A 15,062-nucleotide genomic window follows, 5' to 3' on the forward strand; every position below is an offset into this window, starting at 1 on the left:
GGGGGATGAAAATGCCAGAACTAGCTGACGCCGGGTCCCACCCGGTCGCGACGCTTCCGCGGGTGCCCGTACAGGCTGAACCCGCGGCGGTGCCTGCCTCCTACGACTACGCCTTTCTGTATCCGTGGCAGCAGGAGGCGCTGAGGGCCTGGCACTCGAATGCGCGCCGCGGCGTGGTGGAAGCCGTGACCGGTTCCGGCAAGACGCGCGTTGGGATCGCCGCCGCTTTCGAAGCAGTGCGGCAGGGCATCAAAGTCCTGATCCTGGTGCCAACAGCCGAGCTGCAGCGCCAATGGCTGGTCTCCCTGCGCCGGGACCTGCCCGCCGCACGGCGCGGCGCCCTTGGCGACGGCCGGTCCGATTCCCTCGATGACGTGGACATCCTCGTCGCCATCGTTCACTCCGCGTCGAACCGGGAGACCCTCCGCTCGCACAAGGCCGGACTGATCATCGCTGATGAGTGCCACCGTTATGCAGCACCCATGTTCACCGGCGCTCTGCAGGAAGGGTACGCCTGGCGGCTTGGACTGACAGCCACGTTCGAAAGGGCGGACGGTGAGCACGAGAACCTCCTGACGCCCTACTTCGGCGGCGTCATCTACAACCTCTGGTACGACCGGGCGCTGAAGGACCAGGTCATCGCCCCGTTCGACATCGCTTTGGTCGGCGTTGATCTGACGCCGTCGGAACAGAATGACTATGACGAGTTCTCGATGGTGATGGTGGAGGCGGCGCGGAACCTGGAGACGTACGCCGGCATCCCGCGGCGGCCCTTCCCCCAGTTCATCACTGCCGTGGCCGCGCTGGCCGCTTCGGATTCGCCCAGCCGGGAAGCAACCATCGCGCGCAGGTACATGCGGGCAATGTCCTCGCGGCTCACCCTGCTGGCGGAAGCGAAGACAAAGTACCTGGCGCTGGCAGCTCTGAAGGGAACGGTTGATGGGTCCCGCGGGACCTTGGTCTTCACGCAGACCCAGGACTCAGCCCGGCGGGCACAGGAGCTGTATACGTCCCTCGGATCGACGGCGTCGGCCGTGTTCAGCGGCATGGCCAAGGACGACCGCCGGCAGGGCCTGGAGGATTTCCGCACCGGCGCATCACAGGTACTCACCGCGCCGCGGCTCCTCGATGAAGGCATCGACGTCCCGGAGGCCGACCTCGGGATCATCGTTGCAGCCAACCGCAGCCAGCGGCAGATGGTGCAGCGGCTGGGCCGCGTTATCCGCAAGAAGGCCGACGGGCGGCCCGGCCGCCTGGTTGTCCTCTACTCCAAGGGCACGGTGGAGGATCCGGACGTCCAGGGTGAGGAGTTCCTGGGCAAGGTCCTGCCCTTCGCCCGCAACGTGGGGTTCTTCGACATCAGGACGGACCAGGACGGGTTGCAGGAGTTCCTCCGCCAGGCCGAACCTGAAGAGGCCTCGGGCCCGAGCCTGGTGAGCCGACGGCGGGTACGCCCGGGGATGGCGCTGGACCGGAGATCGGCAGTGATCTGGAGTCGGCGGTGGAGCCTCCCGTGGAGGAGGACGACGAGAGCGCGCCTACGTCGTTTGATCTTGAAGACTCCGGCTGGGTTGAGGAACTCAGGGGCCTCGAGGGCTTCAGCGACGACGGGGTATCGGACTACCTCCAGCGGGCAGGCCGCGCGGACCTGCTGACAGCCGAGCAGGAAGTGGAGCTCGCCAAGGACATCGAGGCCGGCCTTTACGCCGCCCACCTGCTGGCGGAAGGCCCTGCCCGCGGGCGCCGCGAAACCCGGGAGCTCCGGATGATCGCCCAGATGGGCCAGCGGGCTGCAGACGCGTTGCTCGAGGCGAACCTCCGGCTGGTGGTGTCCATCGCAAAGAAGTACGTGTATCAGGGCATGGACCTGTTGGACCTGATTCAGGAGGGAAATATCGGCTTGCACCGGGCCGTGTGCAAGTTCGACTACACCCTGGGTTACAAGTTCTCCACCTACGCGACGTGGTGGATACGGCAGGCTGTCACCCGGGCGCTGGCCGACCAGGCTCGGGTCATCCGGCTCCCGGTCCACATGGTGGAGCAGATCCACAAAGTGCAGGCAATTCAGCGTGAAGCGGCCCGGAAGGGGCTCGAATACAACCTTGAGGAACTCGGCAAGCTCACGGATCAGTCGACTGCAAAAGTGGAGTATCTTCTGGCGCTGGACCAGCCCGTACGTTCGCTGGACTACCTCGCGCCGGACGGCAAGGGGGGCCTCGAGCCGCTGGCGGACCAGCTCCTCGATCCCTGGCACGTGGATGTCTTTGACCAGATCGCCAAGGAACAGCTGACGGCACAGGTGCATGCGGTCCTGGACACGCTGACTGAACGGGAGGCCGGAGTCATTGCGATGCGTTTCGGCCTGGACGACGGCGAAGAAAAGACCCTCGACGCCATCGGCAAGGCCTACGGCGTCACGCGCGAGCGCATCCGCCAGATCGAGTCGAAGACCATGGCTCTGCTCAGAGAACCAGAACGATCCCAGTCCCTACGCGAGTACAACTATGGTGGTGTTGCATGACCTGCACGATTTTCCCTTCGGTGAGTCTCGCTTTGGCCGAGCTGGAAGCATTGATCAGCCATGCCCAGGCCGCCGATCCGCTGACTCCCGTCACCATCCTGGTGCCTTCCCATGCCGCGGGCCTGGACGTGACCCGTTACCTGGGCAGGACCCTCAACGGGGGCGCCGGGAGTGTGGGGGTCAGGGCGTTCACACTCAGGGACCTCGCAACCGAACTTATCGCCGACGACGACGCTGTGAACGGGCGACGTCCCCTTCTTCCCGTCCTCCGGCTTGGAGCCGTGAGCCGGGTCCTGCTGGACGAACCAGGGCTTTTCAAGGATGTCGCCGACCAGCCCTCGACCGCCCGTGCGATAGCCCGGACAGCCGAGCTCCTCGACGCGGTTCCGGATCCCACCGACCCGGAACTGGCCGAGCTCATGCAGGAAGTGCTCCGGCTTCACGGGGCCGCAAAGGAGGCTCTGGGCCGGCGGTGGTTCACGGACCATGAGGCTTTTACCCTTGCCAGCAACAAGCTCGGGACCAAGACCGTGACGCAGCGGCTCGGCACCATTATCGGATTCATGCTCGGTACAGAAAACCGTCCCGGCGAGGCAATCTTCAGAGCGAGCCTCGACGGGGCCGGAATGCAGCATCTCACGGCGGCCGGCTCGGCAGAGAATGGCGTAACACTTCTGACAGCGTCCGACGCCGACGATGAAGCCCGCGCCGTGGTGCGCCTCGTCGTCGAGCGGCTTGCAGCAGGGACCCCAGGACACCGTATCGGAATATTCCACTCGGCATCCCAGCCCTACGCCGCGCTGCTCACCCAGCGCCTCAGCCAGGCCGGAGTCACTTTCGTCGGACCATCAGCCTACCGGCTCATGGACTCGCCCCTGGCACGCGGCCTCCTTCAGTTGCTGAAACTGGACCCGCAGGATCTCGACGAACGCGCCATCCTGAAAATCCATGCGGAGGGTGCCTTCTCCTGGCATGAGCAGAAACTGCCCAGTAGCGCAGCATGTGAAAGGTTCTATGCAAATCCACCCGCCGAAGAGGATTATGCAGGAGCAGACACCTCCGCCCACGCGGACTACCTTGAAAAGTTCCGGATTTTCCAGTCCTTCAAAGAGGCCCTTGCGGCACGGATAAGCCAGGTCCTAGCTTCTGCCTCATGGAATGACGCCTCCGCGTCGCTGATCTCACTTCTTGAGGACTTCATGGGTCCCAGGGGCGCTGGCGAACGTGCGGAGAAAAGCGCTGCCCGCGACGCGCTGGTCGAAGCCGCCTCGGATCTCCGGCATCTGGACCTTGTCGGCCCTTTGCCCCGCCCGGCGCTCCTACAAAGCGCCCTGGAAGACGGCGTAGCCTCAAAAGGCCGCTGGACCGGGAAAAGCGGCACGGGGATTGTCGTGGGCAGTTTCGCTGATGCGGTCGCCAGGGACCTTGATGTCGTCTTTCTTATGGGGGTTGCGGAAGGGCTTGCCCCAGCACGGACACGGGAGAACCCTCTGCTTCCGGACAGCGCCCGTGCCATGCTGGGCGGGAGTCTCCCAACGGTGGAGCAACGTGCCGAAGCCAGCAAGGAGCAGTTCTTTGCTGCCCTCGCTACAGGATCGGAACGGTTCATTACCAGCCCCCGCGGGGACCTGCGCGGCTCCGGGAGCTACGAAGTGTCACGCTGGATCAACCGCAAGCCTGAGCCACAGAACCAGCTGCGGTCCTTCGCCCACGGCATCGAGAACGGCGCACCCGCCTCCGACGCGCTGCCCCCCACAGCCCAGGAATGGCGGCTGCGTCGTATCCTTACTGCCGAGGAGCGCACCTCCGTATTGGAAGAGGACAGGGCGCTGCAGCATGCGCTGGCTGCAACCCGCGACAGGCGGGATGGCATTTTCTCCAGGTTCAACGGCAACCTCGGTGCATTTGCGGGGATCATCGCGGACCCCGAAAAGCCACTGTCCCCCACCCGACTTGAGGAATGGGTCACCAGCCCGTTCAGCTACTTCATGAAACACGTCCTGAAAGTCAGCATCTTGGAGGACTCGGCACTCGAAGTGCAGATTTCGCCGCAGCAACGGGGCAACCTAGTTCACCGAGTGCTGGAAGACTACGTCCGCAGCATCACGAAAGACGGCCTTCCGCCGTCGTCGGACCGCCTTATGGAGTTGGCAGACTCCGCTTTTGAGGACGTCGCAAATCCGGCATGGCTCAGCCACGTGTGGGACCGCAATCAGGCCATGCTCCGCCAAGACCTAAAGCGTGTGCTGGCGGACGACCAAGACAGCTTTACCGAAGGCTGGAAGTATCTCGCCGAAGAGGCGACCTTCGGGCCCGAGGACACGGACAGCCACCCGCCTGTTGAACTGACTCTCGACGACGGCACTACGGTTCGCTTCCGGGGAAAGGTGGACCGGATTGACCAGCATTCCGATGGCAGTGTCCGGGTGATCGACTACAAGACAGGCAAGTCGAAAGATTATGAGCCGCTCGCGAAGCACCCGACTGCCGCTGGCACTCGGTACCAGCTTCCCGTCTACGGACTGTTTGCCCGGACCCTCCGCGACAATTCGTCCCATGTCGCAGCGGAATACTGGTTCATCTCGAAAGCAGGCGGTTTCAAGAAAATCGGCTACACCGTGACTGACGAGGTTGTGGATCAACTGCGCGCGGATGTGGGTCTCATCATTACTGCGCTGCGGAACGGAGTCTTCCCGCCACGGCCCGAGTCCGACCGATACGTCAACTTCACCACCATGATGGGCGCCCAAGAGCTTGGCCAGCAATGGCTTAAGCTTCAAAACGCCCCCGAACTGCAGCCCTATGCCCAGCTCCTGAAGGCGGAGAAATGAACCCGGAACTCATGGAACTCACAGACCAGACCGACCGAACACTGATCGAGCAGGGGCTCGAAGCGAACATCTTCGTTGAAGCGGGTGCAGGCAGCGGCAAGACGCATGAACTCGTCGAGCGCATCTGCGCGATGGTTGACGCCGGCGTCGAACTCAAGAGCGTGGCAGCCATCACCTTCACCGAAAAGGCAGCAGGTGAGCTCCGGGAACGGGTCCGCTGGCAGCTAACGGATGCCAGCCCCACAGACCTGCGCCGGCGGGCGCTCGACCAGCTGGATACGGCTCCCATTGGCACCATTCACTCCTTTGCAGCACGCATCATCAGCGAACATCCCATCGAGGCTGGAGTCCCTCCCCTGATCACCGTGGTGGATGAATTGCGGTCCCAGATTGCGTTCACGCGGCGGTGGGAAGATGCCCGCCAGAAACTGTTCGCCGACTCGTCCATGGACGACGCACTCCGTATACTCCTCGCCGTCGGCGTTTCGCTGGATCACCTGCAAAACGTTGCGGCTGACTTGGACGCCAACTGGGACCGGCTGGAAAGCCATCCTCCCCGGAGGCGCCATATTCCGGCCGTTGACCTTGGCCCGCTTCTCAGGCAAACTTCCGATGTCCTTGCACATGCCGACCACTGCTCTGACCCTGCGGACAAACTGCTGACCGCCTTCGAACACATTAAGAGCTGGCACGGACGCCTTTCTGAGGCAGAATCCGGCGAACTTGGCCTGGTCCTCGAACTGCTGCACGCTGTCCCACAATCCGGCTTCAGCGGAGGGCAAAAGGGCAACTGGTCCATCAACGTCGCCGATGTGCGGAGCTCCTGCAAAGACCTGGCACAGCAGGCGATAGCCCTGCGCAACAGCTTTGTGCAGCCCGCCGTTGAAACCGTTACCGCCGCCATGGCCGAGGTCCTTCTTCAAGCGGCCCGCGAACGCCAGCGCAGTGGCGAGCTTGAGTACCACGATCTCCTCATCCACGCCCGGGACCTCCTTGTAGGCCAGGACAAGCAGGCTGTCCATGCTGCCCTGCATGATCGCTACCGCTGCATCATGCTGGACGAATTCCAGGACACGGACCCTATCCAGGCTGAACTGGCCACTCGGATTGCCGCTAGTGAGGTTTGTGGGCCCGACGGCTGGGAGCAGCTCAGCGTACCGCCAGGCCGGCTGTTTACGGTCGGGGATCCGAAGCAGTCCATCTACCGCTTCCGCAGGGCCGACATCGCCACCTACCTCGCGGCACAGCAGCGCTTTTCAGAAGACACGAATTCCAAGACCGCTTCTCTCCAGACCAACTTCCGGTCCACGGGAAAACTGCTTGAGTGGATCAACGGCACATTCGGCGAGCTCATCACGGCGAACGGCACGGTCCAGCCGGAATACCGCGCCTTGGCGCCCGATCCCCAGCGTCCCGAGTGGAGCGATGAACACGGCCCGGCCGTCTCAATCATTGGTCGCGGTGGTGCACAGGCCGACGAAGCGCGAAAGGTCTCGGCCGATGCCATGCGCCGGCAGGAAGCTGCAGATGTTGCCGCAGCTATCAGAGTCGCGACGGGCACGGCAGGGCTGCCGGCGTGGCAGAAGCAAAGCAAGCGGTCCCAAGGCTTTAGGTGCTCACCGGTTGAGCTGAAGGACATTTGTGTCCTGATCCCCACCCGGACAGCCCTCGCCGCCCTCGAGGATGCATTGGACGATGCCGGCATTGAGTACCGGGCCGAGGCTTCGTCTTTGGTTTACTCCACGCAGGAGGTGACCGATCTGCTGCTCGCGATGCGGGCAATCTCCAATACCGCGGATGAGGCGGCACTTGTGCTGTCCCTGCGGTCGGCGATGTTCGGGTGCGGTGATGATGAACTGTTCGAGTGGAAGCGGGCTGGAGGCCGCTGGAACCTCTTTGCGGAGGCGCCCGATGCGCTTGAAAATTCCACCGTCGCACACGCCATCGCTTATCTTGCCGCCCTGTGCCGGGAGATAGAGGTGATGACACCGGCCGAAATTATGGAGCACCTCGCCGCTGACCGACGTATGCTCGAGGCAGCCATTGATGCGCCGCGCTACCGGGACGTCTGGCGACGGCTACGCTTTGTCATCGATCAAGCACGGGCTTGGACGGAGGCCACCCACGGCAGCCTGCGCGATTACCTGGTGTGGGCGGCCTTGCAGCAGGAGGAAAACTCACGGGTCAAAGAAGCTGTAGTGCCGGAAACGGACGTCCAGGCCGTCAGGATCATGACCATCCATGCTTCTAAAGGGCTCGAGTTCCCAATGGTGATTCTCGCCGGTACAGGCTCCGGACCCAACAACCAGAAGGCGGCAGCCCTTTGGGATCAGAGCTCACAAGTACAGGTGCATTTCATCGGCGACATACGATCCGCAGGATACGGAACCGCTGAGGACATCGAAAAGGACTTCGATGATGCAGAACGGCGCCGCCTGCTTTACGTTGCATGCACCCGCGCGGAAAGCCACCTTGTGGTTTCCCACTACGTGAACGCCAGGAATAGTCTCGGCCAGTTCCTCAAAGAGGCAGCCGACGCTGTTCCGGCGCCAGATCTTCGTGTTCCAGAGGACATGCCGCTCCAGGCGAGGACAGCCCACGAAGTCCAGCCCGTCAAAGCGTTTGAAGAGTGGCGGCAGCAACGGGATCTTTGGCAGAAGAATTCGGCCCTCGTGTCGTCCACCTCCGTCACGGCAATTGCCAAAGGAGGTGACGACTTGGCCGCGTTTGAGATCGACAGGATCCCGCATTTTGTGAGCATTGACGAGGATGGCTCGCTGCCGTCCTCGGCAGCGTCCGGCGGGGAACATGGCAAGGAATTCGGTACGGCTCTTCACCGGCTGCTCGAGCTGAGTGACCTGCGAGAGAGCGAGAACCTCGAAGTGCTCGCCGAAAGGATCGCCAGCGCATCCAGCCTGGCAGATCCCGCTGGCCTGGCTGAACGTGCCCGTTCTGCACTACGCAGCACGCCTGTACTGCGTGCGGCTGACCGGGAGCACTGGCTTGAGCTTCCCGTGGTCACACCCCACAACGGAATGACTCTCGAGGGCATCATTGACCTGATGTACCGCGAGGACGACGAAACCCTGGTCATCGCCGACTTCAAGACTGACATCAGTGTCACGCAGGAGACCCTGGCGGCTTACTGGCGCCAGCTGTCGACCTATGCCGGCATGGTGGAGGGCATCACCGGTCAAAAAGTGAGTGAACTGGTCTTGATCTTCTGCCGAACCGGAGATGCTGAAATCCGCCGTCAGGCACGGCACACCAAAGCACAGGCCGAGTCGTAAAGTGACGAGTGCCGTCTACCACCAGCGGTGGCGGCACTCGTCATTTTGGCAAGCCCACTTGGCTATGCCACTTTCAACTTTGCCGGTAGCAAAGTAGAAGCGGTCTTCGGGCACAATGACGCAGCCGGCAAATTCCGCTTTCGGATATTGCTCGATGACGTCAGGCATAACCATTCCGTAGATGATGCGCCAGGATTCGTGCCCGCACACCGGGCAGCGTCTTGTCACAGCTGATTTCTTTGCTTTTCCCTTTTCAGTCATAGCGGAAACCTAGCCGCAGTGACGGACATTCTGACAAGTTACAAGAATTTCCTATGCATAAGCGTTTTTTGTAACCCAAGAACTTCCGTCACCTGCTCAGTCGTGTAGGTGGTGTCCACTTGCTGGCTGGATCTCCTATCAGGTTAATCTCGGGCTTACGTCTCCCAGTTCTTGGGACTTCGCCACAGAGTGCGCGACCGCTGGATAGCAGTTCCCAGTCCGTCTTCGCCCTTTGACTGACAGGAAATTCCGACAAGTCGAGTGCACCCCCGTCCGGCAGCCTTCAGTTTCCGCTGAGGAACCCACTAATCTCGTCGTGGAGCCTAGGGTCGGCGGGTTCGAGGCCGTCAAGCACGTCATGGATACTCACGGTCGACTGACGGACTTCTTTGACGCCGGGCCACGTAAGGAACAATCGCGAGTAGTCCGCTTGGCTCGACTCGACGGTCCGGGTCCAGCTCGGATCCTGTTCGTTGGCGAACCATGCTGACGGCCCGAACTTGAGTTGGAGCCGCGACTGGCCCAAGTCGTTCGATTCATCTTTCACGTCGATGTTGATCGTCCACTGGTATATCCCCGCGAATCTCGCGTTGACTCCCTGCACAAACCCCTCACCGCGCGTCGCGTTGAGTTGGCGTCTGAGCGGTCCCTCACTGAAGGCACTGAGGCGCCCCTTGGCTCGCTGAAGGAGGTCGCGGCCCTCGCCAAACCGTTCCTTCGCCTGAACGGCAAGATCTTCAGCAAAGCGTTCAGCGGCTACATCTTGGGGCTGCAATTGGTACCTGCGAACCTCTCCGGTGTTACACATGGCAACAACGAAGTTGAGCACTTCCTGATCACCCACGCGACCCCTGCCCCTAACGAACTTACGGTGCAACTGCTCGATGAACGCATAGGCATCGGGATTTTTCCGCTGGTAAGCCCTGTCGCCACCGACGTGTTCCAGCAGTCTCTCAGCTAACTTGCCATACGTGAGGACCGCGGCGTCCTCCCACCCCAGGGTCTGCAGGGACACATCCTCATCGCGACACAAAAGAGCGACGACGCCACGCTTGCCGTCCCGGACGCTGAACGCAAGGTAACCGCTGTAACTGTGACCATGACCGTCAGAGGTGAAGTAGTTCTCGATGACGATGACCGCATCTTCGCTCTCAAGGACAAGGTCGGCGATGTCCGCTCCCGCCCCGCCCACCGAGGTGTCCACCTCCTGACGCACCAAGTAGCTGCCATGCGGGAGGGGTTCGCTCCCCATCGAAACCCGGTTCAACTCGTCGATAAAGATCCGCAGAAAACGGTCGCCCAGGTTGTGCGTCTGCTCGGGGTCCAACAACCATCTGAATACATTCGAGATCTGCTTCTCGTGGAGTCCGTGATGCATGACGTCAAAGATGTTAAAACCCAGTTTGAGGGACCTGCCCAGCACTGGCAGGAGCCCAGTTACCAAGTCATCTGACAAGACATCGTCCCCCTAGCATCGACGTGAAGGCCAAATGGAAGACGAGGCCACTGGCTAAAGACTAAAACAGCACTGCCTCCTGGTGGTCGAGGTCCACGTGAAACCTGCCCGTGCCGCCCGGTACAACCGCGTGATGGGATGCAGGCATGGCTGGCGAACGGAAGGGCAACGGACTCCGTGGCCGGCTGGCAATCTATGCTAGCGGCTAGGGAGCCGGCTCCGGCTTGGGAGAACATGCTTTTGACAGGGCACTGGAAGATCCGAAGTGGCTCCAAGCACGGCTGGACGAAGCACTTGCAGGCAATCCCATGAGGGCGAAGGCGGCTGCGCGTTCAGCGATAGACCATGCAGGACTGGAAGTTCGCTGGCAGACGGTCGAGACCAGAGCGGAGGCCCTTCAGCTGGAGGCTCAGCTGATAAACGAGTACAGGCATCAGCTCTGGAACCGTTGACCGCCACGGTTTGAGGCGCATCTCACCGTTTCGCCGCTAACCTCGAGAGTGCAGGACTTTGTTGATCCGAAGCCAGCACACGGAAGATGTGCTGAATTTTGATCTGAAGAGAGGTCTACATGGACACGAATGTTAAGAACCTTCAGGAAGTATTTCAGGCTGGCCAACGTATCCTCGTGCCGCTCTTTCAACGACCTTACGTGTGGAATGAAGAAAAACAATGGGCTCCATTATGGGAAGACATTGAAAGACTGGCTGGCCGTGTTTCAGCCGAAGGCGACGGCGTTGAACCCCACTTTATGGGCGCAGTCGTTCTGCAAAAGGTCTCAGGAGCCGCAGCGGTCCAAACGCGATCAGTCATAGACGGGCAGCAGCGCCTAACTACGCTCCAATTAATCTTTCACGCGGCATTCCGCGCTATCGGTGAGTACGGCATTCAAGAAGCCGAGTACCTCAGAGCTCATTTTCGAAACAGTGAGACCTTCCTAGGCCCGGCTGACCGGTACAAATTGACCCCAACGACCCGAGACCAGCAAGAATATCTAGCAATCATCACGACCGGAGAAGTAGAACCGGGGTCGGTAACTGCTGGTCCACATGGTCTATTGACGGCAGCGCATTCCTTTTTCTTACATCAGATTCGCTCTTGGCTTGAGCGTGGAAACGCGATCGAACGCGCAAAAACTCTCACGCGAACTCTAATCCACAAACTGACTCTCGTGGCTATCGAGCTCGAGCATAATGAAGACTCGCAGCAAATTTTTGAGACATTGAATGCCCGCGGCACGCCCCTGACCGGCGCCGACCTCATCAAAAATTTCGTCTTTCAGCGGTTGGATCTGGACCAGCCCGAGACTGAATCGATGTACCAGAAGTACTGGGCCCACTTCGAAACCGCCTTCTGGGAAAAGGAAGTTAGCGTCGGACGCGTCTCATCCCCCCGAATCTCGCTCTACCTAAGCCAGTGGCTCATCGCCCAAACTGGCTCTGAAGTACCAACCGGCGAGGTCTTTCGTAAGTTCAAGCAGTTTGCGGATCAAAAGGCGGGCCCAGCGACTTTGGACATGCTTTCTCACATCGACGCGTGTGCGGTGGACTACAGGTCCTGGAGCGAAGCAGCAGACGATAAATCCAGCGATCTGAACCGAATGGAACTTTTTGCCTACAGGACCTCGGTGTTGGGAACACAAAGTGCTGGCCCGCTCCTCATATGGGCATTAGACGCTCGGAAAGCCCCGATTCCCCAGGTGCAGCTGACTCGATTTCTAGTTTCCTTGGAAAGTTGGCTCGTCAGACGTGCGCTTATGAGGTCCGGGAATGCGGGCATCGGTCAATTTGTGGCGGCGCTGATCACACGGCTCGAGGAATCCTCCCGCGACTTTGCTGGAGACGTACTCACCGACCTACTTACGGAATCAAGCGCACCAAATCTGGCTTGGCCATCTGACAAAGACCTTAAAGCCGAGCTCCTTGAGGCTCCCGTCTACAAGAGATTCAGGAGATCACTCCTGCAGATGGTGCTTGAGTCAGTGGAAGATCATCTCAGAGGCTACGGGACATCGAGGACGTCCTTCACTGAGGGTATGGTCCGCCGAGGAGTGCACTCTATCGAACACCTCTTGCCGCAGAGCTGGCGGCGCAACTGGAGCGTCGGTGACGACGTCCTACGGCAGATGGAACGGGACAAGCACATTCACCGGCTTGGCAACTTGACCTTAGTGGCAGGCGGCTTGAACAGCAGGGTTTCCAACGGCCCCTGGGCTGGCCCTGACGGCAAGCTACAAGCACTGAATGAGCACAGCGTTTTGCTTTTGAACCAGCAGCTCGGCCTCCTAGGCGCCGACGGGTGGGATGAAGAGGCGATTGATAAAAGGACCTCCGCCTTACTTCAAGACATTTTTAGTATCTGGCCAGTACCCGAGCGAGCCCTTGGCATAAGCCAGGGCGAGTTTCGGGGTGACGTCGTCCACGATGTGTCTGTAGCCGACCTGATAAAGGCAGGCTTGCTCACGCCTGGGCAAGAAATCTACACCCGAGGTACAGAAGCGTCTGAATCAGCCACCATTCTGGCGAATGGCTCCATATTGGTACTCGGAGTTCCATTTGAAACGCCGTCCGGAGCGGCGAAGCGAATAACAGGACGCGCCACCAATGGTTGGACGTTCTGGGTGGTCGACCGGGAGCGCGGGATAACACTTGCCACCCTTCGCAGCCGCCTAGAGAAGTCACGCGTTGACCCAAGGGATTAGCAGCAGTCCTCGCAGAGCATGCTTCGCACTGCAACGGGCGCGCCCGGCCAAAGCGGAGTATTCAGTCGAATAAGCACCGGCTGCTTGGCATCCTCCGAGGCCTCACCAGGCTCAACCTTGCGGGAACGGTGGTTCACCCAGTTGGCCACCGCCAGCAGCGCCACGAGCGCGAAGGTGCTCAGGAGCTGGGGAAGGGAATCCTCGCCAATGAAGCCCACCGTGAGGATCGCCGCGAGAATGACCGGGCCAACCACAGTCAGCCACAGGAAGATCCGTCCCCGCGCCCGGGGACCGTTCGTGGCCGACTGCCGGATCACGTCCAGCGCCCGTGCCCTTTTACGTCCCGCGGGCCGCGAAGGCGGTAGTGGGCCAGATACGTTGGTGCGGCTTCACCGCCACGATGGCGGCACTCGGGATTCTGGCACGCCCACTTGGCTCTGCCGCTTTCAACTTCGCCCGTGGCGTGTTAGAAACGCTCTTTGGGGACGATTACGCAGCCGGCAAATTCGGCTTTGGGGTTCTGATCAGCTGTGTCGGGCATGACCATGCCGTAGATAATGCGCCAAGATTCGTGGCCGCAAACAGGACACTTCCTCGACGCAGTCTTTCGCTTGGTATTTCCATTCTCTGCCATCCCGGGAACGTGACCTCGGCCGCGGACATTCTGCCGAATTACAAAATTCTTTAGGGCCCGGCATCGCTACATAGGACAGGAGCAGCAACCCAGTGACCACCCTTGGACAGTTGCAACAAACTCTTGGTCCCCGGCGCCGCCGTCCTAACGTCCGACGGCGGCCGCTGGCCAGGTCCGCCGGCCACGCCTGATTGTCCCGGGACTATCGGCGAGGCTAGCGGCGAACCAGCCGCCACAGGGACGTGACCTCGGCCGCGCGAGCCTCGAACAGGGGATCGTCGCGGTCCGATGCCTTCGGGTGCGTTGGCTTGGTGTCGAGCCGCTCCACCACCTTCAGCCCGGCCGCCTTGATGGCGGTCAGCAGATCGTCACGCGACCGCAGGCCAAGGTGCTCGGCCAGGTCGGAGAGGACCAGCCAGCCCTCACCGCCCGGCTCCAGATGGTCGGGAAGTTCGTTCAGGAAGCGGAACAGCATCCTGCTCCCGGGGTCGTAGACCGCGCTGTCCAGGCTGGAATGCGGCGTGGCAGGGATCCACGGCGGGTTGCACACGATCAGCGGCGCCCGGCCCGGCGGGAACATGTCGGTCAGGACCGCCTCAGCACGGTCCGCAACACCGAGGTTCCGGAAATTCTCGGCTGCGCAGGCGACGGCGCGCGGCTCATTGTCCGTCGCCACCACGCGGCGGACGCCGCGGTTGGCGAGGACGGCAGCGAGCACCCCGGTGCCGGTTCCGACGTCGAACGCCAGCGTCTCAGTGGGCAGCGCGGCGGCCGCCACGAGATCCACATACTCGCTCCGGGTGGGGAAGAACGTGCCATAGTGCGGGTGGATGCGGCCCTGCAGGGCATCGACGTAGACGCCGTTCCGCCGCCACTCGTGGGCGCCAATGGCCCCAACCAGCTCATGCAGCGACACCACGGACGGTTCGCCGATGCCACCGTACGCCTCGGCGGCGGCCTCCCGGATGTCCGGGGCGCGGCGCAGCGGCACCACCGGGCCCGGATCAAGGGGAATCAGCAGCAGACCGAGAATGCGGGCACGGTGCGAGGCGGACTGGCGGTGCCGGTAGAACCTCTCGGCACCGGTTCCGGAGGTCCCTTTCTTACCGCCACCTACCCGCCGGTCCAGGGCGTTGAGGAGCTGCCGCCCGTTATGGAAGTCACCGCGCCAGAGCATCGCGATCCCCTGAGACGCCATCCGGTACGCCTCATCGGCCGTAAGGGAATCGTCCACCACTTCGACCCGCGCCGGCGCCGGCCTGCCGTTCGCCGACCGCCAGCTCGCGGTCATGCTGGTCCCGGCCTCAGCCCAGATCACAACGGCCGGCTCATCCGCCTCAGCAGCGCGCACGGGATTGGGGACCGGCG

The 15,062-nt window shown here is 61.6% G+C and carries 9 protein-coding genes; 5 read left to right on the forward strand and 4 right to left on the reverse strand.

Annotated features, from left to right (window positions below; translation table 11 throughout):
- Nucleotides 1–11 precede the first annotated feature (11 nt).
- Genes U7114_RS01410 through U7114_RS01425 form a run of 4 tightly spaced genes read left to right on the forward strand, consistent with a single transcriptional unit; the run spans nucleotide 12 to nucleotide 8,642 of the window.
- Nucleotides 12–1,655 (forward strand): DEAD/DEAH box helicase, encoded by a 1,644-nt coding sequence (locus U7114_RS01410; RefSeq protein WP_323056356.1) that lies wholly within the window; start codon nucleotides 12–14, stop codon nucleotides 1,653–1,655.
- Nucleotides 1,652–2,521: a sigma-70 family RNA polymerase sigma factor gene (locus U7114_RS01415; RefSeq protein WP_323056491.1), complete on the forward strand. Its 870-nt coding sequence runs from the start codon at nucleotides 1,652–1,654 to the stop codon at nucleotides 2,519–2,521. The genes U7114_RS01410 and U7114_RS01415 overlap by 4 nt, the downstream gene beginning before the upstream one ends.
- Nucleotides 2,518–5,352, forward strand: coding sequence for a PD-(D/E)XK nuclease family protein (locus U7114_RS01420; protein WP_323056357.1), 2,835 nt, complete (start codon nucleotides 2,518–2,520; stop codon nucleotides 5,350–5,352). The genes U7114_RS01415 and U7114_RS01420 overlap by 4 nt, the downstream gene beginning before the upstream one ends.
- A complete protein-coding gene (locus U7114_RS01425; protein ID WP_323056358.1) occupies nucleotides 5,349–8,642 on the forward strand; it encodes a UvrD-helicase domain-containing protein in 3,294 nt (1,097 codons plus the stop codon). Before U7114_RS01420 ends, U7114_RS01425 begins: the two co-directional genes overlap by 4 nt.
- 15 nt (nucleotides 8,643–8,657) lie before the next feature.
- On the opposite strand, the gene U7114_RS01430 is transcribed toward U7114_RS01425, so the two are convergent.
- Nucleotides 8,658–8,903: a hypothetical protein gene (locus U7114_RS01430; RefSeq protein ID WP_323056359.1), complete on the reverse strand. Its 246-nt coding sequence runs from the start codon at nucleotides 8,901–8,903 to the stop codon at nucleotides 8,658–8,660.
- A 283-nt stretch (nucleotides 8,904–9,186) separates the two neighbouring features.
- Nucleotides 9,187–10,359: a PD-(D/E)XK nuclease family protein gene (locus U7114_RS01435; protein WP_323056360.1), complete on the reverse strand. Its 1,173-nt coding sequence runs from the start codon at nucleotides 10,357–10,359 to the stop codon at nucleotides 9,187–9,189.
- A gap of 571 nt (nucleotides 10,360–10,930) precedes the next feature.
- Between U7114_RS01435 and U7114_RS01440 the strand changes: the two genes are divergently transcribed.
- Entirely contained in the window at nucleotides 10,931–13,060 is a 2,130-nt protein-coding gene (locus tag U7114_RS01440; protein WP_323056361.1) for a GmrSD restriction endonuclease domain-containing protein, read from the forward strand.
- Here the strand turns inward: U7114_RS01440 and U7114_RS01445 are convergent.
- Both U7114_RS01445 and U7114_RS01450 read right to left on the reverse strand, forming a co-directional pair.
- Nucleotides 13,057–13,377 (reverse strand): hypothetical protein, encoded by a 321-nt coding sequence (locus U7114_RS01445; RefSeq protein WP_323056362.1) that lies wholly within the window; start codon nucleotides 13,375–13,377, stop codon nucleotides 13,057–13,059. The genes U7114_RS01440 and U7114_RS01445 overlap by 4 nt on opposite strands.
- A 531-nt stretch (nucleotides 13,378–13,908) precedes the next feature.
- Nucleotides 13,909–14,985, reverse strand: a complete 1,077-nt coding sequence (locus U7114_RS01450; protein WP_323056363.1) for a class I SAM-dependent methyltransferase — start codon at nucleotides 14,983–14,985, stop codon at nucleotides 13,909–13,911.
- Between the last annotated feature and the right edge of the window lie 77 nt (nucleotides 14,986–15,062).

Source organism: Pseudarthrobacter sp. C1, from assembly GCF_034720455.1.
Classification (GTDB): Bacteria; Actinomycetota; Actinomycetes; order Actinomycetales; family Micrococcaceae; genus Arthrobacter.

Coding starts and splice junctions, on each gene's coding strand:
- U7114_RS01440 (WP_323056361.1), top strand. CDS start 10,931: ATGGACACGAATGTTAAGAACCTTCAGGAAGTATTTCAGGCTGGCCAA.
- U7114_RS01430 (WP_323056359.1), bottom strand. CDS start 8,903: ATGACTGAAAAGGGAAAAGCAAAGAAATCAGCTGTGACAAGACGCTGC.
- U7114_RS01420 (WP_323056357.1), top strand. CDS start 2,518: ATGACCTGCACGATTTTCCCTTCGGTGAGTCTCGCTTTGGCCGAGCTG.
- U7114_RS01425 (WP_323056358.1), top strand. CDS start 5,349: ATGAACCCGGAACTCATGGAACTCACAGACCAGACCGACCGAACACTG.
- U7114_RS01410 (WP_323056356.1), top strand. CDS start 12: ATGCCAGAACTAGCTGACGCCGGGTCCCACCCGGTCGCGACGCTTCCG.
- U7114_RS01450 (WP_323056363.1), bottom strand. CDS start 14,985: ATGACCGCGAGCTGGCGGTCGGCGAACGGCAGGCCGGCGCCGGCGCGG.